We start from the raw sequence: 19,351 nt of genomic DNA on the forward strand, positions 1-19,351 counted from the left end.
ATTCGTCGTTGATGCTGTCGACCTTTTCGCTTCCCCTGTACCTGCTAAGCGCTCTAGGCCACTGGTTCCAGGGCTCGCCTGCGCCGGCTGTTGCTACAGCCGCTGCTCCTGCCACCATTGAGTGGCGCGCCGACCGCCGCCTGACCTGGGAGGATTTCAAAGCCCGCCCGAATACCGACCGCCTGGCGGCCCTTACTTCTTCTACCATCGACGCCAAAGTAGGCTGTATCGACTACCAGTTCTCGGCGCAAGTACGAGCCGTTTTTGTCCCGAATGAGTCGTGGGTGCGCAATGCGGCATCGGCCAGCCCTAACCTGCTGCGTCATGAGCAGCTACACTTTGATATCACGGAGCTGCACACCCGCAAGCTACGCCAGAAGCTGAGCCTTGTGAAGCTAGACTGCTTGCACCTGCAGCCCGCCTTCAACAACATTACCAAGCTGGCTTTTCTGGAGTGGCAGCGCGAAGAAGCAAAGTACGACGTTGACACCAACCACGGCCTGAACGAACCCCGCCAGAAGGTCTGGGAAGAGCAAATACAGCAGAAGCTTCAGCAGTTTGAGGCCTTCGCGGTGAAATAGGTAAAAGGGGTGAAAGATGAAATTGCGAAATGGTGAATGGCAGAATACCCATTCCCATAAGCACGCCATTCTAAGCAAAACGAAGGATGCTGTCAGGCTTGAACAACTGGCTTAGCGCCCCGTGCTATCGTAAGCAGATCCTTTGTTTGCTTAGGACAACGTGCGTTTTCATGCATTACTTCGCACTTTCACGATTCACAAGTTCACCTTTCACCATATGATCACCTGGGCTGACTTTGAGCGCGTGGACTTACGCGTGGGTACCATTCTCGAAGCCCGCGAATTCCCGGCCGCCCGCAAGCCGGCGTATCAATTGGTCATCGACTTTGGCCCCGAAATCGGTCAGAAAAAATCGAGCGCGCAAATCACGCACCATTATCAACCCGCCGAGTTGGTGGGGCGGCAGGTGCTGTGCGTGGTAAACTTCCCGCCCCGGCAGATTGCCAATTTTATGTCGGAAGTGCTGGTTACGGGCGTTGCTGATGCGGAAGGGCACATTGTGCTTACCTCCTTTCCGGTACCCGTGCCTAACGGCAGCCGCCTACTGTAAGTGACTTACATATCAGGCGTTATACCAAATTTCTTTTCGCGCTTGCCCAAGCTATCAATTACAATTTTATAGATATCGTCCAGGTCTTTGTCGTGTACGGCGTAGTAGCGGTAGCTCTGCCGGAACGAGGAGTCCGTGACTTCATAACGCTTAAATAGCACCTTCTGCTGCTGCAGAAATAAGGCTCGGGCGGAGTCAGAAGGTAGGGCGGAGGCATCTACCTGCGCCTCCAGAATATGAATGTTTACCAGCAAGCTAACCATCTTCTCCTGAGGGAGTAGTTTACTGGGCGGCGCCACATCTTCGGGCTTCTGGCACCCCGCAAGAAAGGCCCCCAGAATTAGTAGCAGATAAAGGAAAGTATTTTTCACAGTCGCAAAGTTAGGAGGAACGCGTAGTTTTAGCCCAAATGAATCCTGCCACTCCTTCTCCCTTTCAGCACCTCGTCCGGCGGCTTCGCCAGATGGAAATCCGCATTCTGAAGGCGGTAGATGCACAGTTGCAGGGAGACTTTCACTCGGTGTTTAAAGGCACTGGCCTAGAGTTCGACGACGTGCGGCTTTATCAGTATGGTGATGAAGTTCGGGCTATTGACTGGGCCGTTTCCAGTAAGGGGCACGGCACCTTCGTGAAGACCTACAAGGAAGAACGTGAACAGCAGGTGCTTTTGTTGCTCGACGTGAGCGGCTCGCAGCAAGTAGGGGCCGCCAACCGCCGCAAGATTGACGTGGGCCGGGAGATTTGTGGGGTGCTGGCCCTGGCCGCGGCCCGGCAAGACGCCCAGCTCGGCATTCTGGCCTTTTCGGATCAGAAAGAGCTATACCTGCCGCCGGGCAAGGGAATTCGGCACGCCTATGCCCTCATCAAACGCTTGTTTTCACTGGATCCTCAAAGCCGCCAAACGGCGGTGGGCGCCGGTATCAAGCAGGCGCTAGGCCTGTTAAAGCGTCGCACCATTGTGTTGCTGATTTCCGATTTCATTGATACCAATTATGAGCGGGAACTCACCATGCTGGCCCGCAAACACGACCTGGTAGTGCTGCAGCTCCTAGATCAGCGGGAGCGGGAGTTTCCGCCCCTGGGCATCATTCCGCTTCATGATCAGGAATCTGGCCGCACGGTGTGGGTTAACACTTCCTCTGAGGCATTCCGGGCGCGTTACCGGGCTACGTATGAGCTTAACCGCGAGCAGATTGGCCAAATCTGCCGGCGGCACCGCACTGAATATCTTTCCATTGCTACCGATACTGATTTTATTCCGCAGCTGGTTCGGCTGTTTCGGCGGCGCAACCAACGGGGCAGCCGTGGGTAAGGGCCGCACGAGCTTCGTAACGCGTTGGGCAGTTTGGCTAGGCCTGTATCTGGCGCCTGGCCTGGTAGTGATGGCTCAAGCGCCACCCGATACCCTGCCCCATGGCCGGTTTTTGCGGCCCACAGTCCGCGTTGGCGAGTTGGTGGAGTACGAGCTGCGCTACGAGCATGCCCCTAGTCTGGAGGTCATCTTCCCCGATTCGGCGGCTAACTACGAGCCGTTTGAATTTGTAAGCAAGCGCTACTCTCCTACCCACACCCGCAAAGGCCGCAGCCTCGACCGCGCCGTGTACCGGCTGCGCACTTTCGCCCTCGACTCAGTGCAGCGCCTGAGCTTGCCCATCACGGTGCTCAAAGGCCGCGATACGCTGGCTATAGCCTCAGCGCCGGCCCAGTTGCGGCTAATGCGCACTGCGCCGCCTATTGTGCCCGGGCAGGTCCCCAACTTGCGTCAAGATCTGCGCTTACGGGCCGTAGAGCCACAATTCAATTACCCATACTGGCTGGCGGGAGCTGCTTTACTGCTCGCAGTAGCGGGTGGGGTGGTACTGGGGTTTCGCCGCAAGCTGCGCCTGCGCTACCGCCGTTACCGCTTGCGTAAAAACCACACGTACTTCCTGGCCCAATATGCCCGCCACGTAGAGCGTTTCACGCTTTCCCGCTCACTTACCAACATGGAGCGCGCCATCACGCTGTGGAAGAACTACCTCTCTACCCTCGAAAACAACGCCATCAACAGCCTTACCACCCGCGAGATTGTGGCTCACTACCAAAACGACTCCGATGTGCGCCTAGCCCTGGGCCTCGCCGACCGCGTTATTTATGGCAACCAGTTTTCGGAGGATGATACGGAAACCGATTTGGCCTTCGTGCTGCTCCGCAACTTCGCCGACCGACAGTATGAGCGCGTAGTTACGCAAATGGTGCAGCCTTAACCTACCTCACCCTTCCCGCACTGAGGTCAGCACAGAGCGCATGCCTGCGGCCGTGATTCCAGCTGATTCAGACTACTTTTGCGCCCTCCGCTTCTTCCGCTTCCCTCATGCAACAACTTTGGCAGCAGCTGTTCGCCCCCGTTCTGGATAGTGTGCGCTACGCTACGCTGGCCAGCTATACCTGGGCTGAGCCGCGCCTGCTGTTTCTGCTGCCGTTTGTGCCACTGCTGTTTGTGGTGCGCTGGGTGCTGTCTCATAGGCGTCGCTCACGGCTGGGCGTGGCGTTTGTGCGAGGGCAGGTTCCGCGCGACTGGAGCACGCTGCTGCGTTTCTTGCCCGATGTGGTGCTGGCCCTCAGCCTCGGATTTGCCATTGTAGCGCTGGCCCGGCCCCAGCGCACCGATGAGCGGGTGGTGCAAACCGGCGAAGGCATTGACATTCTGTTGTTACTAGATGTTTCCGCTTCCATGGAACTGCAGGACCTGCAGCCCAACCGCCTGGAGGCGGCCAAGCGCGTAGCCCGCGACTTTATTGCGGGCCGGCAAGGCGACCGAATTGGGCTGGTGGTGTTTGCTGGTGATGCCTACTCCCTCGCTCCCCTTACCACTGATTATGAGCTACTGCTAGGCAACCTGCAGGATATCCGCCTGGGTATGATTGCCAATGATGGTACGGCTATTGGCACGGCGCTGGGCGTAGCTACTAACCGCCTCCGCAACTCCCGCTCACCCTCCAAAGTGTGCATCCTGATATCAGATGGTGAGAATACCGCCGGCAGCCTCGACCCACTCACGGCGGCGCAGCTGGCTCACGCCTATGGGCTGAAAATCTACACCATAGGCCTGGGCCAGGATGGGATAGTGCCCTACGGCAAAGATGCAAATGGCCGCCCGCGCTACGTGGAAACTCGCCTCGACGAAACTACTATGCGCCAGATTGCTCAGGCTGGTGAAGGGCAGTTCTTTCGGGCCACCGATAATGCCGGCCTCACGCAGGTATTCGGGCGCATCAATCGGTACGAGAAGTCAGAAATCAAGCAAACCCGTTACCGCAATACCAAAGACTATTACCGGATTTATCTGTTCTGGTCTCTGGGACTCTGGCTGCTCTGGCTGGGTCTCAAAAACACCTTCCTCACTAATGCCCTGGAGGATTAAAACCACAGTTCAACTCTTCTGTTACTTTAAATAAAAATGACCCTGTTTGATTATTTATTTCACAGAATGACAAATACATTCTTGGCTTCACCTAGAATGTATTCTTTAATATTCATAAGTTTGATTGAGTCTTTTATATTTATTTTAATCATTAAATACTTGTCTTTATTTATAAACATCCCATCTATATCTATGAACTCAAGTTCTAATAGCTTGGTAAAAATATACTGGACTTGCATAATAATGTCATTTTACATAGGAAATTCATTTTATTACTCAGAATCGAAAGTGAAAGCGTTAGAATCAAGATGGTCACATGATTCTAGAGCAATTAAGAACAAGAAAACAATTTTAGCATTACTCACTCTTATTATAGTATCATATTTATTAATAATGCCTTTTGTTAATTTCAGAATTATATCTAATTAATAGCACATCATATATTCAAAAATCAGCGTACCACACCATGTCCATAGCCGATAATATTCACCGTATTCAGCAGGAGCTTACGGGTACCTCTGCCAAGTTGGTAGCCGTTACTAAAACTCACCCCATAGAGCTGCTACAAGAGGCCTACGCTGCGGGCAGCCGAATTTTTGGCGAGAACCGCGTGCAGGAAATGGCCGCCAAGCAGCCCGAGCTGCCCGCCGATGTAGAGTGGCACCTCATCGGCCACCTGCAAACCAATAAGGTGAAGTACATCGCGCCCTTTGTGCATACCATTCAGAGCATTGATAGCCTGAAGCTGCTGCAGGAAGTGGAGAAGCAGGCCGCCCGCCACGAGCGTGAAATCCGGTGTCTGCTACAGTTTCACATTGCCAAGGAAGATACGAAAACCGGCCTTTCATTGGCGGAAGCGGAAGAGTTACTGCAGTCACCGGAGTTTCGGGCTATGCAGCACGTGCGCCTGGCCGGCGTGATGGGCATTGCTACCAATACCACTGATGAGCACCAGCTGCGCCGCGAGTTTCGGGAATTGCGCGGCTACTTCGACAAGCTGAAGGCCTTGTACTTCGCTGACGATGAAGCGTTCCGCGAGGTTTCTATGGGCATGAGCTCCGACTACCGACTGGCCATTCAAGAAGGCAGCACGCTCATTCGAGTGGGCAGCGCTATTTTTGGTGCCCGCTAGGCCACTATAGTCCGTAGCCACCTAACCAAATACTGGCCTAGCGCTGCCTATTAGCAGCAACTGGCTCGCTTCATCATCGACAGCAAACACCCTTTATATGACGGCTCGAATCATTCTTCAACTGGCGGCCCTACTGGGCGCTTTGGGCGTAGGCATTGGTGCTTTTGGCGCGCACGGGCTGCGCAAAATGCTGGAGGCTTCCGGCCGGTTTGATACGTTTGAAACCGCCGTGCGCTACCAGTTCTACCATGCGCTGGCTTTGCTGGCCATTGGCATTCTGTATCACATGCGCCCCGAGCTGCGCGGCCTGGGCACCACGGCGTGGCTGTGGCTGGGTGGCATTCTTGTATTCAGTGGCTCACTGTACGTGCTCTGTCTCACGGGCTTTACCAAGCTGGGGGCTGTTACACCCATTGGGGGCCTGCTGCTCATTGCCGGCTGGATTACCCTTTTCCTGGCAGCGCGCCAGCTCTAGGCCACTCTACTGCGCCGAAAAGCGGAATGTGGCCGGCGTGAGGCATGTTTTGCTCTTAAACAGGCGGGCAAAGTACTGCAGGTATCCAAGCTCCCGTTGTAACGCCATTCTATTGATGGTAAGCCAGGCATCAGGCAACAAGTTGCAGCCTTTAATGATCAGACCTTGATGACTGTGCAGCTGGGTGCTCTGGCCCATAAATATTCATAGCGTATCACTGAGGCAGGTTTATTAGCGAGCTATTGCATCTGTTAACCAACTGAGAGAAAGCGCGACAAGAAAGCAAGCACTTCAGGGTACAGTTCCTCGTGAAAGTGCAGCCGGTTGAAGCCCGGTGGGTCTTGCGAGGGAGGAAACGCCGGGCTCACGCGAGCCGGCGGAAATGGGCTTAGGAAGGAGAAATGGCCAGCGTTTTCAACCACTCGAAACGTTACCGGCGCTATGTCGGGCAGGCCGCGCAGTATAATTTCAGCATGCGAGAGCGGAGTGTGCTCATCCTTCTCCCCCACTAGTAGTAAAACCGGTACGTGCACGTTCTGTAAGCTGCCCTCAGCCATAAACCATGGCACAGCTGGCGCCAGCAACACCACCGCTTGCACGCGCGCATCGGCCGGCGGTGTCGGGATACGGTGCGGTTGCCCATCGGGGGTGCCGTGGGGGCCGGCTACGGGTTCTCCCCCCACCAGGGCTAAGGCCGTGTATCCACCCAAGGAGTGTCCAATGATAGCCACCTTATCGGGCTGAATAACTGCCGCAAACCGTGGGTCATTAGCAAGCTGATCAATAGCCAGTTGTAAGTGGCGGGGCCTAGCCACTAGGTTCTGTGGGGTGTGGGCCCAACTGTCATTATCGCGGTTGTTGTGGGGGTGCTCCAGGAGGCCTACTACGTAGCCGCGCCAGATGGTGCGCCAGGTTGCGGTGCACCAGCCCCGAGCTGCCGGTACCATGCGAAATCAGCACGAGCGGACATGCTTCCGCTATGATTGGGGCATCAGGCGCTACATTCAGCTGGTAGAGCCCAACCGTTACTTGCTGCGCTGGTGTATACGTGGGGTACAGCACCGTTACCGGGAACGTCAGTCCCAGTTGCGCATCAATTATCACTACTGTGCAATAGCCTACAAATTCCGCCATGCTTGAAGGGGGAGGTGGTAAGAGGCAGCTAAGTACGCTATTGCGCGATAACTGCTTCCAGGGCTATAACCTATTTGGGTGCCGTTCCTGCTGAGCTGCCCACAAGCCCGATACTTTCTGGGTCTGCTTGCCTGGTGTTCATCAACGGTGTATTGGCAGCTACCCTGGCCTTCTAGCGCTTCTGGGGTACTCGCTGGATTAGCACGCCGGGTTAACTTCGCGCAGGTCTGTCCGCTTCCGCCCAGCCGAGCTACACAAGTTGCAGCTTCCATAACACCAGATGAAGGCGGCGTATCTGGCAGGAGTGCATTCGCCTCTGCCCCACGCTGGCAATCAGTCTTCCCAGCTAGCTTAAAGCCAAAAAGGTGGCCTACCAAGCCGGTAGGCCACCTTCTAAGTCAGATAAAGGGAGCTTCTTACGAAGACTTCTTCTTCATTTTGATTTTGCTGTCGCTCACTTTGGTCTTCTGCTTGGCGTCTTTCGCGTCCATTTCGGAAGGCGAAACTACGGCCGGAGCTACCGTAGAAGCATCAGCAGAAGCCGAGTCTTTCACGTCGCCCACCAGCGAAACCATGGCATTTCCGCCCGCTGAGTTCGACTCGATGGTGAGAACTTTGTTCTGCATGCCCATTTTGCCGGCGCTGTTAAACTTAGCCGAGATCATACCCGTCTTGCCGGGCATCACGGGTTCTTTGGTCCAGTTAGGAGTGGTGCAGCCGCAGCTTACGCCAATGTTGGAAATTACCAGCGGCTGGGTGCCCACGTTCTTGAATTTGAAGGTATGGTCAACCACATCGCCCTGCTTGATGGAGCCGAAGTCGTACTTCATTTCCTCAAACTGGATCTGCGGACCAGCTACTTTAGTCTGAGCATTGGCTGGCTTCACGGCAGCCGTTTGCGCCTGCGCGGCGAAGCCCATCGTGGTGAGCGACAAGGCCAGCAAGAGTACTTTTTTCATAGTAGGAGGAGTTGAATGCGTTGTTGTAAACAAAAATACGGTTTTCGGCTGCCGTGGCAAGTTGAGTGCCATTTTTCTCAGAGACCGATGAAGTTCTCGTGAAGGCCAACTTGTTACGGGCACTAGCTCTGCTTTCCTCGCCTAACAGCTTTTACTGGTATTGGTTCAGCCTTTGCGCGTATTCTGGCCCGCGGCAACACAATTAGTGGCCTAGAACGCAAAAGCGACCAGAGTTTCCTCTGGTCGCTTTTTAATACTACCTACTCAACACCTATTTGCCAAACTCCTTGGAGTAAGGAAACTGGCGCGAGGCTTTGCGCATGATTGTGGTAACAATAGAGTTGGTGTCGCTGCCGAGGCCGCGCGAGAGGCTCTTATCATATTTCCACAGCAGCTCCCCCGATTTACCATCGTGAATGTTGAGCGTGAGCTTGCCGGTGTTAGTAGCGCCGCTGGTTCCTACCAGCATCGTCATGGCAACAGCAGCGCCGCCTGATATTGGCTGGGTGCTGGCGAAGGTGCCCGTCATTACCCCATCAACGCCCAGCATGGTGGCTAGCTGCTCCGGCGTGAGGGCGGCCATGGTAGCCGGCGTTAAGTTATTTTGCTTCAAGAGTGCATTGGTACGCGCTGGGTCCTGAATATCTACTGTCAAGTCGTTTTCTGCCTTCCGCTTCAGGAAGTAGGAGTGCAGGGCATTTTGCACGTCCAGGCCCTCCGTCTCCTCTAGTCTGGCTACACCTTCTGGGCCGCCACTTTTGGCTACGGCATTTGGGCGCAGATCCAGCTTAACGGCAAAGGGCAACACGGCCAGTTTCTTATGAGTAGCGGCCAGGGCCTTGAAATTTTCATTAGTGTAAATTTCACGGGTCTGCGCAGTTACCGCTAGTGGGGCTAACAGGGCGGCGCACAGCAGCAACCGCACGGTTGATACACGGGTGAGCATAACGAAATGGAATAGAGTGGGTGAAAAGTGAATACTGCAGCAAACTACAGAATCAGCAATATTCAAACAACTATATTTTCCTACTTATCGTATAAGCGTCGCTTTCACAAAGCTGTAGGCCACTTCCCTTACTCCGTAGGCTCATCACCGATAAGCTTGGGGTTGAAATTGAGCAGAAAAAGCTTCTCCGAGGAGCGGGTAACGGCCGTGTAGAGCCAGCGGGCAAACTCACTGTTCACCATGTCTTCCTTCAGAAAACCGTGGTCTACGAATACGGCCTGCCACTGTCCGCCCTGAGCTTTGTGGCAGGTAAGAGCGTAGGCAAACTTCACCTGCAGCGCGTTCAGGAAGGGGTCTTTGCGCAGGGCAGTGGTCCGGTCCTTTTTGGTGGTGAGGTGAGCGTAATCTTCATTTACCGCATCATACAGCGCCTTATTCTGGTCGCTGGAGAGGGCGGGGCTGTCGGTGTGCAGAGTGTCCAGCAGCAGCTTTACCTCAATGTCGGGCTCGTCGGGATAGTCTACGAGGCGCACCCGGGCATCGGCGAAGCGGAAGCCGAACTCCTCAGTGCGCCGAATGATTTTTACTACCTGCACAAAGTCGCCGTTGGCCAGAAAGCCAATTTCAGAGTCTTTCGGAAGCCAATAGTAGTTGTTGCGCACCACCATCAGGTAGTCGCCCGATTCAATCTCATCTTCGGCCTCAAACAGCATGCGCCGGATGTACTGGTTGTACTGGTTGGCGTTTTTGTTGGAGCGGCAAATGATGGTGCTGTTCTCGTGCCCAAAATTCTTGTAAGCCCAGCGCAAGCCATCCTCTAGCTTATCGCCCTGCATGGCGAAGATATCGGGGTACCCTTTGGTGAAAAACTGGATGTGGGGCTGCTCCTCCCGGAGCTCTTCCCGCAGCACCGTAGCGTTCATCAGAATCCCCGATTGCTCCGCCTGGCGCATAACCTGGCGCAACTCCACGGAAGCCACATCGGCCCGAAAACGGTGCTTAAGCAGCTCGGGGTCGAGGGCCGGGGAGAGCAACTGCCCTACGGGTGGCAGCTGGGCCGTGTCGCCGATGAGTAGCAGGCGGTTGGTAGGCTTCTCGAACACGTAGTTGATAACGTCGTCGAGGAGGCCGTTCTGCCCAAAGGCCTTCTCATCGGAAATCATGGAGGCCTCATCCACAATGTACAGCGTATCCTGGGTGCGGTTGGGCTGGCGCTGGAACGTGAGGCCCTGGCTGGGCGTGCCGCTGGTTTGACGGTAAATTTTCTTATGAATGGTGCTGGCCCCTACGCCCGAGTAAGTGCTCATCACCTTGGCCGCCCGGCCAGTGGGCGCCATCAGGGTGTACTTACGGCCCATTTGGTGCAGCCACTGTACCAGGGCACTAACTACCGTGGTTTTGCCCGTGCCGGCATATCCACGCAGCACGAAGGCCTTACGACCAGGAAGCTGGTCTTTCAGAAACAAATCCAGCTGCTGAAACAACAGCGCCTGATCCTGAGTGGGTTCGTAAGGGAAATAGTCGCGGACGGAGGGAGTTCTGACGGAAAGCATAAGGACGTATTCAAAGAGAACAAAGCTACGCCCCTTTCCGCTCCTTCCTGCCAAGGGATTTTGCGCGGTTTCACCCGTGCTATTTCTCTTATCCGCTTACGCCGGTAGCCGCACCACAAACTCGGTGTACTCCCCTTCTCTAGAGTCAACTATGAGCGTACCACCATGGGCTTTCACGATGTCATGGCTGAGGGAGAGGCCTAGGCCAGTGCCCTCCCCAATGGGCTTGGTGGTGAAAAAGGGTGTAAATACTTTTTGCTGCACTTCGGGGGGCATGCCGCAGCCATTGTCGCGGACGCGTATTTCAACACTGCCTGCCAGTTGGCGGGTGCTTATGCTAATAGTGGGCTTGTAGGCCACTGGCTCCGTCTGGCGGCGCTGCTCCACGGCCTGGAACGCATTGGTGCAGAGGTTAAGCAGCACCCGACCCATATCTTGCGGCACCACGCTCACCAAGGGCAGGCCGGAGGCTAACTCCAGAGAAAGCGTTGCAATAAACGCTGGCTGCTGGGCCTGCTGGCTTTCGCAGGCCAGGTGCAGGTTTTCGGTGGCCAGCTCGTTGAGGTCAGTAGCCATGCGCTGGCCCGTACCCGCCCGGGAGTGGTCTAGCATGCCCCGAATGATGGAAGATGCCCGCATGCCGTGCTGGCTGATTTCCTGCAGGTTTTGTTTTAAACCCAGCAAAATTTCCTGCTCCAGCCCGGTGCCGGGGGCCTGGCCCTTCTGGTGCATACCATCCACCATGGTAGTGCTCACCTCGGCAAACTTCTTCATGAAGTTTAAAGGGTTCTGCAGCTCATGGGCAATTCCGGCCGATAGCTCCCCCACAAAGGCCCATTTTTCTGCCTGCACCAGCTGGTTTTGTGCCTGGCGCAATTGGGCCAGCGTCCGGCGCTTACTCTGTAGCTGGCGGTAGGCCAGAGCGCCTAGCCCCGAAATCAGGATGATGGCGACGCCGGCCCCCATCAGCAAGGTGTTGCGCTGCTGAATGCGTACCGCCTGCAGGGCCTGAGCCTGCCGCAGATTGGCAATTTGCACCAGGCGGGCCTGCTCCTGCCTTTCCCCTTCGTATTGGGCCACATGCTGAGCACCGAGTGCGGCATAAAGCGTATCGGTGAGGTTGAGGTAGGTACGGGTAAAGCGCTGGGCTTTTTCTGGCTGCCCGCGCTCGTCATAAAACCGTATCAGCTCCTGCAGATACCGGGGCCGCAGCATATTGTATTTGGCGGCAGTGGCTTTTTCGTAGGCCTGGCGCCAATGGGTTTCTACCTGAGCATAGTTGTGCTCCTGGCGATGGTACTTAGCCCACATCTCATCGAGCATAAATTCCCCTGGCCGCCCCGTAATAGACATGTGCAGGGAGTCGGCGAGGTGCTGGGCCTGTTGTAGCAGGGGGCGTACCTGTTGGGTTTGCTGTAATTGGAGCAGTACACTACTCTTCTGCACCAGCGCATATGCGGTGTACTCAGCCTGGTTGGCAGGGCTGTTCTTCGCAAATTCAAGGGCCTGGTCAGCATACTCTATTGCGCGGGAGTAATTTTCGCGCATAGCATATAATCTACTAATAGCCAGCAAGGTATAAAAACGCTGCAAGCCCTTTATGTTGTAGCGGCTCTCCAGCTCCACGGCTTGCTGCATATACACCAGAGCTTTCTGGTTGTTGCCCCAGTCGGCGTAGGAGGAGCCCGCCACAACAAGTTCATTTGCCTGCAGCTGGTGGTCGAACTTGGCAAACAGGTCGGCGGCGTTTAAGTAGCAGCTGATGGCGCGGTTATGGTCGGCCCGGTGCCGGTAAGAGCCCCCCAGCACCAGGTAGCAGGCAGCCAGGTTTTGGTAGCTACTGTGCAGCTGGTACTCGTTTAGCTTCTGCTGAAAATAGGTAAGGCGTGCATCTGATTGCTGCAGTTGGTTATACAGTGGGGCCAGGTCAATCAGCAGCCGCGGAATGGGGTGTTTGGCTTGGTCAAACAGTTCTACGGCCCGGTGCATGGCCTCCATCGCCTGATCTAGCTGCTTGCCCTCGACCCAAAGCGCCACGCCCCTGCGCAGCGCCTGGTAAGGAGCATCGTCGAGCAGCTGAGTGCGCTGGTTAAGCTGCAGCAACTCATTCAGGATGGGGAGGGCCTCTTGCCGGCGGGCGGCTTCCGTTAGCTCCGTAACATCAAGCACGTGCACCAGAATACGCAGGCGGGCTGTATCAGAAGGCTGCCGCTGCGCTGCCTGCCGCAGTGAATCATAAGGCGCTGCCCAATAAGCGTGCTGCGCCTGCACTGAGGTGGCCAGCAGTACACAAAGCGCAACGAGTATCCATTTCATGGGCAGCGTAATCAGCCAAAGCAATGTGGCGCCTGCTCCGGGCAGACGACAATATAGAAGAATCTGGGGGCTAGTGCTTCGCTGCTCACCGGCCGGCCAGCCTACTGTTCAGCTTGTTTCGCTGATGGCTCCATCACGGCCATGGTGGCGGTGGCTTTGGCAATGAGCTGCTCATCACACCACACTTCTGCCTCACAGAAATGCAGCCGCCGACCAGCTTTCAGCACCCACCCTACTGCTCGTAGTTTTTTACCTACGCCCGGATACAGGTAACTGGTTTTCAACTCCACCGTAACTACACCCAGGCCCTCGGGTACCAGCGTAACGGCTGCGAAGCCGGCAGCCAGGTCGGCCATGGTGGCAACCAAGCCGCCGTGGGTAAAACCGCTGTGCTGCTGGTGCTGCTGTTCCAGCAGCAACTCAGCCTCTACCCGGCCGGGCTCAATGAGCGTTAAGTCGGCCCCAATCAGGTGCATAAAGTGCTGGCGGGTTAGCCGGCGGCGTATTCGGCTCTCTAACGACTCAGGAACGGAAGGTAAGTTTTGATTCATGAGCCCCAAAGATACGGCACCCGCCCGCATGAACGTTCACAGTATGCTGCCCACATTTCGGCAGGAAAGTTGAAATTTGCCGTCATACTTGCTCGTCGCCCCTCCTGGCGTTGAGCACCTACCAGTTCTGCCTTATGTCTGACCCTACCCCTTCTCTGCTCCCGGAGCCTGATTTGTTGCAGGCATATACCGGTCAGGTGCGTGTGCGCATCTGTGGCTTGCTGGTGCGCAACGGCGCTTTGCTGCTGGCCTCGCACCGGGGCATGCTACCCCAGGGCCAGCCTTTTTGGTCGCCGCCGGGTGGGGGGTGGCAATTTGGCGAGAGTCTGCAGCAATGCCTGCAGCGAGAATTTGCGGAAGAAACGGGTCTCGCCGTAACGGTAGGGCGCTTCCTGCACCTGCACGAATTCAAGAGCCCTTCCTTACAAGCGCTGGAGCTATTCTTTGAAGTACTGCCCCAGGACGAAAGCGCCGAACCGCAGCTGGGCTCTGACCCCGAGCACCGCGCTGAGGAGCAGCTTCTCACTGGCTTACAGTTCATAACGCCTCGCCAGCTAGGCCAGCTGTTGCCCACGCAGGTGCACCCCGTGCTGCGCGACATCATCAGCACCGACGACGTGTTTATTCCCCAGATTCGGTTTCAGCGCTAGCAGCCTGCGTCACAGGCTCCCCAAATACGCAGTGGCCTGGCAGTAGCCGGCCACAGTGTTTGCGTGCAGCAGGTGGCACTTGCGCGGCAGCTCTGTACCTTTAGCCTCTACTTTAGTTGTTTGCCCGTGTCTGCTGCTACTCTTGTTTCTCCCGCCGCGCTTATGCTCCACTCCGTTCCTGTAGCTCAGTCTCGCCTGCGCGACGAAACCCTGGACCTCACCCATCTGGCAGCGTATAACCTGTACCTAACGGTAGGAGCGGCAGGCTTGCGCGTGGGCGTAGCCGATGTTCGGCGCAATAAATTTGTGGTACTGGAGGATTATCAGCCCACCCCCGACGCCCCCCTGGCCACCCAGCTCCAGGCCTTGGCCGCCCAACACGATCTGCTAGGCCAGGTTGGCTGGAATAAAGTACGCCTGGCAGTTCAGAACCGGTACTTCACCCTGCTGCCTGCCCCCCTGTTCCGGGCCGGGGATGAAGCTGCCTACCTGCGCCTCCACCATACCCCGGATTTGCAGCTGGAAACCGTGCATCATTACACGCACGCCAGCTTGGAGGTAGTGAGCCTTTTTGCCGCCGAAAAGGCTCTTACTGAGTGGTTCAAGGCTATCTACCCCGAAGGCCGGCTGCTGCACCATACCAGTGCCTTACTGGAAGGGGTAATTCACCAAAGCGAGCAGTCTGGGCCGCGTCGGGTGTATCTGAGCATTGGTCACCAGGAAGCTACCCTACTGGCCGTGCGCGACAAGCAGCCGGAATTCTGCAATGTATTTCCCTTCAGCACCCCCGAAGACCTGATTTACTACACTATTCTGGTAATGCAGGAGCTTCAGCTGAACCCCGATCAGGACTCCGTGGTAGTTTGGGGCGACCTGATGCACGACTCGGAGCTGTTCACCATTCTACGCAAATACATCCGCAATATCCGCTTCGGCAACCGCCCCTTCGACCTAGGCTACAGCTACCGCCTCAATGATGTGTTTGAGTACCGGTACTTTGAGCTCTACGCCCTGCATCTCTGCGAATAGGTGAAATGGTGAAGTGGTAGAATTAAAAAACAGCTCTCACGTGCTATAGCACCGTTTAGGCCATAAAGCGCTAAGCTCACCGCTTCACCCTTCACAAATTCACCACTTCACAATTTCACTTTATGTCTCGCATAGCGTTGTTTCCAGGATCTTTCGACCCTTTTACGAATGGGCACCTGGATGTGGTGCGGCGGGGAGTGACATTATTTGACGAGGTAATAATCTCGATTGGCAACAACAGCAGCAAGCAGCGCTACCTGCCCGTTGAGCAGATGATAACCCTGATTGAGCAGGTGTTTCACGATGAGCCGCGGGTTTCTGTGTGTTCTTACAAAGGCCTGACGGCTGATTTCGCCCGCGAAATTGGTGCCCGCTATTTACTGCGGGGCCTGCGCAACACCACCGACTTCGAGTACGAGAATACGATTGCTCAGGCTAACCGCCACGTTAACCCTGAGTTGGAAACAGTTTTCTTAATTACCTCTCCAAGATTAGCGGCCATCAACAGCACCATTATCCGAGAAATTCACCGCTTTGGGGGTAATGTTGATGAGTTTGTACCGTTCCCGCTGCCCGCCGCCGCTAAAGAGCAGTAGACAATACGCCAGGCCTACCTATGGGTAAGGTAGGTCTAGCCAGCCGTTAGTTGCGGGCCACAATGCGCACCCCTACAACTCGCTCATTGTCAGCACTATCTAGCTCCGCGAAGGGCAGCACGATGTAGCGCGGGGAGGCTAAGCTCAGGTTGGTGCGCTGGAGTAGTTCCTGCTCATTGTTACCCAGCAGCACCATATCACGCACTTTCCGGGTGCGGGCGTTGAAAGCCACAAGTATCGTTTGGCCATTGTGCTCAAACGTATTGATCCAGCCTTCACCGTTGGTATGATGGAGTTGCTCAGCCGTTGGCTCCAGCCCCAGTTCAGAGGCCCTGGTTTTGCGAGCGGGACCCAAAACCTGGCGGACTTCATCAATGGAGAGGCCTACAAGCTGCTCCACATCTACAGTCACTGGCAGAGCAGGTTTGGCAGGGCGGGCCGCTGTTACCACCGTTGTTTCTGCCGCCGACTGCGTGCCCATACAGCCCGCCAAGCCCAGCAACATTCCCGTAAGAGCAAATGCGGCGTAACGTAAACGCATAGGCACCAGCAGCTTATTTACTTCGCGGGCTCTTTGTTGGCAGGTGCTTCCCCGGTCACGTCGCTGAGGTAATGGCGCACCACCAGGTCAATGCTGGCATACGAGTCGTGGAGCACGGCCAGGGCCTGCTGGGGCGTCATCCAACGCACCTCCTCAATGTATTCCTCGGCCTGCGGCTTCATCAGTGTGTCGTCGAGGCAGCGCATGATGTACCAGGTGGTTTTCTTCAGAATTTTGTTGCCGTTGTAGGCGTAGGAATGCCAGGTGCTGGGCAGCTCTTCTGCCAGCTCTACCTTAATATTGCACTCCTCCTCCACCTCGCGCAACGCACCCAGGCCAGGGTCTTCCTCTTTTTTGAGCTTACCCTTGGGCAAGTCCCACTTTCCGAGGCGGTAAATCATTAGCACCAGGCCATCCTTCACCACGAGACCCCCAGCGGCCTTCACGATTTTAAACTGGTCTTTGAGGTGTAGAATCAGGCGCTTTTTCTTGCGGGCCAGCAGCGTCAGGGACTTTAGCTTTTTGAGCTTTTTCACCTCCATCAGCCGCAAGAGCCGGTCAATGAAAACGTCCGAGACGTCGCGCACGAGTACATCACCCACCAGATCCTTGGAGATGAATTCATCCTCAGGGCCCAGAATCAGGTCGTATTTGTGCTTATATATTTTCTCGCTGTTCTTTTTAATAATCAGCGGGATATCGTTGATGAAGACGTTCATCGCGGGGTAATCAGGAGGGGCAAAAGAAAGTCCAGGCAGTATGCTGCAAAACACAGCATAATTCCCCGAAAAACGAAAACATCTTCCGGGTCGGGCAAGATACGGGATGTAAACCGTTGTGTTGTGCCAGCCGCCCGCATATACAGCAGGTGAAGCACATATAGTTTACTGGGGGGCCCTAACTAAGTAGTTGTGTACCACCCGTAAGAACGTCATCCTGAGTAAAACGCCTAATTTACTTTCGTCCATATGAGAAGTATTTTCTCCCGTAGTTCAACCGAAAAAAAGATCTTGGCCACTACTCACACTGCCGGTTAAGCTCTGAACTAAACAGTTACAGAATACTCAGCGGATTGCGCGCCTGCCGGATCCGAAATTCAAACATACGGGCAATGTTACCGGCCTTGTAGCAGGCTTCGTCGGCCTTGGCACCTGCAAAATTTTCCCTGACGGTGCTGGTAAACAAAGCCAGCCAGCGCTCAAAGTGAGGCAGCGCCACCGGCAACCCCAGGTGTTTGGGAAACGGACGCCCTTGGTAGCGGGTAGTGCCCAACAGCACACTGCTCCAGAAGTCGTACATGGTAGGCAAATGCGCCTCCCAGTGCACCTGCGCTACTGTATTGAAGATGGGGCTGAGCAGTTCATCTGCGTTTACTTTTTCATAGAAAGTATCTACCAGCAGCCTGATATCGGCTTCGGTCTGGATGTCGGGGAGGGCAGTGGGTTCAAGCATAATGCAGAAGGAATTGGCAGCGCTAGGCCACTATCTGCTTTGAAAGCGGGGTTGGCGCAGCCGTAGCCGCCTGGAAAGCCTGACTGCCGGTTACCAGCAGCCCCAACAGCTTTACCACATCTAACGCAATATAGAGCAGGTGTAGCTGGCCAGGCGGGGCCTTGTGGCCTGCCAGCAATACGGCAGCCCGCACGTCGAGGGCCGGCAGCAGCCACAGGGTTTGGAGTAGCAGCACAAAGGCTAACAGGCCTAGCCCCACCCATATGACCCAATACGCACGCACTATGCGCGCTGCCAGCAAGGCTGCCAGTAGAAATATAAGCTCCAAGCGGTTGAGGGCATGAAACACAATGTGCCCAATGCCCACGCCCAGCAATATAGTAATGTGCGGAGCCGTGAACTTAAGCGGTGCTTCCAGAAAGGAAATGGCCGCAACCATGCCAGCCCACACAAACAAAACCAGCACCAGCACCAACCACCAGACAGAACCACTTGTACGCATTATAACAAAGTTAGCAAGCTTCAGAAACTGCATGCTCTACCTTTGGTTGTATACAGGCCTACCCCTATGTGCTGCTGGCTGCTGGCCCGTATACGCTACTTTACTTTTCTCACTCCCGCCCTTATGAAGAAAATCGGTTTGCTCTCCGATACCCATAGCTACCTCGACGACCGTATTCTACATCACTTGCAGGGCTGCGACGAAATATGGCATGCCGGCGACTTCGGCACAGCTTCAGTAGCGGAAGAGCTGGAAACGGTGGCCCCGCTTAGAGGCGTGTATGGCAACATAGATGGCCGCGACGTACGCCTCACGCAGCCGCTAGTGCAGCACTTTGAGCTAGAAGGCCTGTGGGTACTCATGACCCATATTGGCGGCTACCCCGGCCACTACAGCCCCGCCGGCCGGGCCCTAGTGCAGGAGCAGCGCCCCGGCCTATTCATCAGCGGCCACTCCCATATCCTTAAAGTCATGCCCGACCCGCGCCTAGGCCTCTTACACCTCAACCCCGGCGCCGCGGGCCGCCACGGCTTCCACAAAGTGCGCACCATGCTGCGGTTTGAAGTAGAAAACGGCAAAGTGCAGCAGTTGCAGGCCATTGAGCTGGGGCCGCGGGTTGGGTGAACGATTAATAAGCCACTACAATGAGACTACTGGCGCGACCCGTCGCAGTGGCTTAGGAGCAAAAAAAGCGTCTTTCCTTTGCAGGAAAGACGCTTTGGAATTTCTGACGGAAACCCACCGACACCGGGGTAGGTGTGCCAGACGCGAGAAACGCGACTAGGCGTTGGCTTCGGTCTTGGCGGCGCTCGTGGTGAAGCGAGCTTTCAGCTCCTCGATGTCTACGTTCTTCAGAACGGGGGTCAGGAGTAGTTGCTTGATGACGCGCTGCTTGTTGTTAGCGCGGGCAATGTTCTTGCGGTGCTTCCGCTTCAGACGGGTAACGCTCATTTTTCCGGGTCGGTTAAAGTCTTTCTGTAA

Annotated in this window: 24 protein-coding genes; 11 read left to right on the top strand and 13 right to left on the bottom strand. The window is 55.6% G+C overall.

Features of this window, described 5'->3' with window-relative positions; genetic code table 11:
• The first annotated feature begins 11 nt into the window (after positions 1–11).
• Positions 12–581 (top strand): DUF922 domain-containing protein, encoded by a 570-nt coding sequence (locus HMJ29_RS00160; RefSeq protein WP_171589578.1) that lies wholly within the window; start codon positions 12–14, stop codon positions 579–581.
• A 217-nt stretch (positions 582–798) separates the two neighbouring features.
• Positions 799–1,131 carry a tRNA-binding protein gene (locus HMJ29_RS00165; protein WP_171589579.1) on the top strand — a complete coding sequence of 111 codons (333 nt, stop codon included), beginning with the start codon at positions 799–801 and terminating at the stop codon, positions 1,129–1,131.
• 5 nt (positions 1,132–1,136) lie between these two features.
• On the opposite strand, the gene HMJ29_RS00170 is transcribed toward HMJ29_RS00165, so the two are convergent.
• Entirely contained in the window at positions 1,137–1,502 is a 366-nt protein-coding gene (locus HMJ29_RS00170) for a DUF4296 domain-containing protein (protein WP_171589580.1), read from the bottom strand.
• A 38-nt stretch (positions 1,503–1,540) separates the two neighbouring features.
• Here HMJ29_RS00170 and HMJ29_RS00175 point away from each other — a divergent pair, with 38 nt between their 5' ends.
• The 5 genes from HMJ29_RS00175 (at position 1,541) to HMJ29_RS00195 (ending at position 6,141) form a co-directional block, all read left to right on the top strand.
• Positions 1,541–2,443 carry a DUF58 domain-containing protein gene (locus HMJ29_RS00175; protein ID WP_171589581.1) on the top strand — a complete coding sequence of 301 codons (903 nt, stop codon included), beginning with the start codon at positions 1,541–1,543 and terminating at the stop codon, positions 2,441–2,443.
• The gene (locus HMJ29_RS00180) at positions 2,436–3,377 is read left to right on the top strand and encodes a hypothetical protein (protein ID WP_171589582.1); all 942 of its coding nucleotides are present in this window, start codon (positions 2,436–2,438) and stop codon (positions 3,375–3,377) included. The genes HMJ29_RS00175 and HMJ29_RS00180 overlap by 8 nt, the downstream gene beginning before the upstream one ends.
• 107 nt (positions 3,378–3,484) lie before the next feature.
• Entirely contained in the window at positions 3,485–4,534 is a 1,050-nt protein-coding gene (locus HMJ29_RS00185; RefSeq protein ID WP_171589583.1) for a vWA domain-containing protein, read from the top strand.
• 466 nt (positions 4,535–5,000) lie between these two features.
• Entirely contained in the window at positions 5,001–5,666 is a 666-nt protein-coding gene (locus HMJ29_RS00190) for a YggS family pyridoxal phosphate-dependent enzyme (protein WP_171589584.1), read from the top strand.
• 97 nt (positions 5,667–5,763) lie between these two features.
• Positions 5,764–6,141: a DUF423 domain-containing protein gene (locus HMJ29_RS00195; RefSeq protein WP_171589585.1), complete on the top strand. Its 378-nt coding sequence runs from the start codon at positions 5,764–5,766 to the stop codon at positions 6,139–6,141.
• A 6-nt stretch (positions 6,142–6,147) separates the two neighbouring features.
• Here the strand turns inward: HMJ29_RS00195 and HMJ29_RS00200 are convergent, their stop codons facing one another.
• From HMJ29_RS00200 to HMJ29_RS00230, 7 genes are all read right to left on the bottom strand, one after another.
• Positions 6,148–6,339 (bottom strand): hypothetical protein, encoded by a 192-nt coding sequence (locus tag HMJ29_RS00200; RefSeq protein WP_171589586.1) that lies wholly within the window; start codon positions 6,337–6,339, stop codon positions 6,148–6,150.
• A gap of 53 nt (positions 6,340–6,392) precedes the next feature.
• The gene (locus HMJ29_RS00205) at positions 6,393–7,088 is read right to left on the bottom strand and encodes an alpha/beta hydrolase family protein (protein ID WP_216634079.1); all 696 of its coding nucleotides are present in this window, start codon (positions 7,086–7,088) and stop codon (positions 6,393–6,395) included.
• A 603-nt stretch (positions 7,089–7,691) separates the two neighbouring features.
• Positions 7,692–8,234: a DUF1573 domain-containing protein gene (locus HMJ29_RS00210; protein ID WP_171589587.1), complete on the bottom strand. Its 543-nt coding sequence runs from the start codon at positions 8,232–8,234 to the stop codon at positions 7,692–7,694.
• Between the two features lie 271 nt (positions 8,235–8,505).
• Complete coding sequence (locus HMJ29_RS00215; RefSeq protein ID WP_244678979.1) at positions 8,506–9,180, bottom strand: hypothetical protein; 675 nt, start codon at positions 9,178–9,180, stop codon at positions 8,506–8,508.
• A gap of 128 nt (positions 9,181–9,308) precedes the next feature.
• Positions 9,309–10,733, bottom strand: coding sequence for an ATP-dependent DNA helicase (locus tag HMJ29_RS00220; RefSeq protein ID WP_171589588.1), 1,425 nt, complete (start codon positions 10,731–10,733; stop codon positions 9,309–9,311).
• Between the two features lie 96 nt (positions 10,734–10,829).
• The gene (locus tag HMJ29_RS00225; protein ID WP_171589589.1) at positions 10,830–13,049 is read right to left on the bottom strand and encodes an ATP-binding protein; all 2,220 of its coding nucleotides are present in this window, start codon (positions 13,047–13,049) and stop codon (positions 10,830–10,832) included.
• 101 nt (positions 13,050–13,150) lie between these two features.
• Positions 13,151–13,600 carry a PaaI family thioesterase gene (locus tag HMJ29_RS00230; RefSeq protein ID WP_171589590.1) on the bottom strand — a complete coding sequence of 150 codons (450 nt, stop codon included), beginning with the start codon at positions 13,598–13,600 and terminating at the stop codon, positions 13,151–13,153.
• A gap of 134 nt (positions 13,601–13,734) precedes the next feature.
• Here HMJ29_RS00230 and HMJ29_RS00235 point away from each other — a divergent pair, with 134 nt between their 5' ends.
• From HMJ29_RS00235 to coaD, 3 genes are all read left to right on the top strand, one after another.
• Positions 13,735–14,250 (top strand): NUDIX domain-containing protein, encoded by a 516-nt coding sequence (locus tag HMJ29_RS00235; protein ID WP_171589591.1) that lies wholly within the window; start codon positions 13,735–13,737, stop codon positions 14,248–14,250.
• Between the two features lie 162 nt (positions 14,251–14,412).
• Positions 14,413–15,279 carry a DUF3822 family protein gene (locus tag HMJ29_RS00240; protein ID WP_171589592.1) on the top strand — a complete coding sequence of 289 codons (867 nt, stop codon included), beginning with the start codon at positions 14,413–14,415 and terminating at the stop codon, positions 15,277–15,279.
• Between the two features lie 122 nt (positions 15,280–15,401).
• On the top strand, positions 15,402–15,875 hold the full coding sequence (gene coaD / locus HMJ29_RS00245; protein ID WP_171589593.1) for a pantetheine-phosphate adenylyltransferase: 474 nt from the start codon (positions 15,402–15,404) through the stop codon (positions 15,873–15,875).
• Positions 15,876–15,921: 46 nt separating this feature from the next.
• On the opposite strand, the gene HMJ29_RS00250 is transcribed toward coaD, so the two are convergent.
• From HMJ29_RS00250 to HMJ29_RS00265, 4 genes are all read right to left on the bottom strand, one after another.
• The gene (locus tag HMJ29_RS00250) at positions 15,922–16,416 is read right to left on the bottom strand and encodes a hypothetical protein (protein WP_171589594.1); all 495 of its coding nucleotides are present in this window, start codon (positions 16,414–16,416) and stop codon (positions 15,922–15,924) included.
• Between the two features lie 17 nt (positions 16,417–16,433).
• Entirely contained in the window at positions 16,434–17,135 is a 702-nt protein-coding gene (locus tag HMJ29_RS00255; protein ID WP_171589595.1) for an NUDIX hydrolase, read from the bottom strand.
• A gap of 334 nt (positions 17,136–17,469) precedes the next feature.
• A complete protein-coding gene (locus tag HMJ29_RS00260; protein WP_171589596.1) occupies positions 17,470–17,868 on the bottom strand; it encodes a group III truncated hemoglobin in 399 nt (132 codons plus the stop codon).
• A 22-nt stretch (positions 17,869–17,890) separates the two neighbouring features.
• A complete protein-coding gene (locus tag HMJ29_RS00265; RefSeq protein WP_171589597.1) occupies positions 17,891–18,370 on the bottom strand; it encodes a hypothetical protein in 480 nt (159 codons plus the stop codon).
• A gap of 123 nt (positions 18,371–18,493) precedes the next feature.
• Between HMJ29_RS00265 and HMJ29_RS00270 the strand changes: the two genes are divergently transcribed.
• Complete coding sequence (locus HMJ29_RS00270; RefSeq protein ID WP_171589598.1) at positions 18,494–18,994, top strand: metallophosphoesterase family protein; 501 nt, start codon at positions 18,494–18,496, stop codon at positions 18,992–18,994.
• 156 nt (positions 18,995–19,150) lie between these two features.
• Here HMJ29_RS00270 and HMJ29_RS00275 read toward each other — a convergent pair whose 3' ends face one another.
• The gene (locus tag HMJ29_RS00275) at positions 19,151–19,321 is read right to left on the bottom strand and encodes a hypothetical protein (RefSeq protein WP_167855240.1); all 171 of its coding nucleotides are present in this window, start codon (positions 19,319–19,321) and stop codon (positions 19,151–19,153) included.
• Positions 19,322–19,351 lie beyond the last annotated feature (30 nt).

It is taken from the genome of Hymenobacter taeanensis (assembly GCF_013137895.1).
Lineage (GTDB): Bacteria > Bacteroidota > Bacteroidia > Cytophagales > Hymenobacteraceae > Hymenobacter > Hymenobacter taeanensis.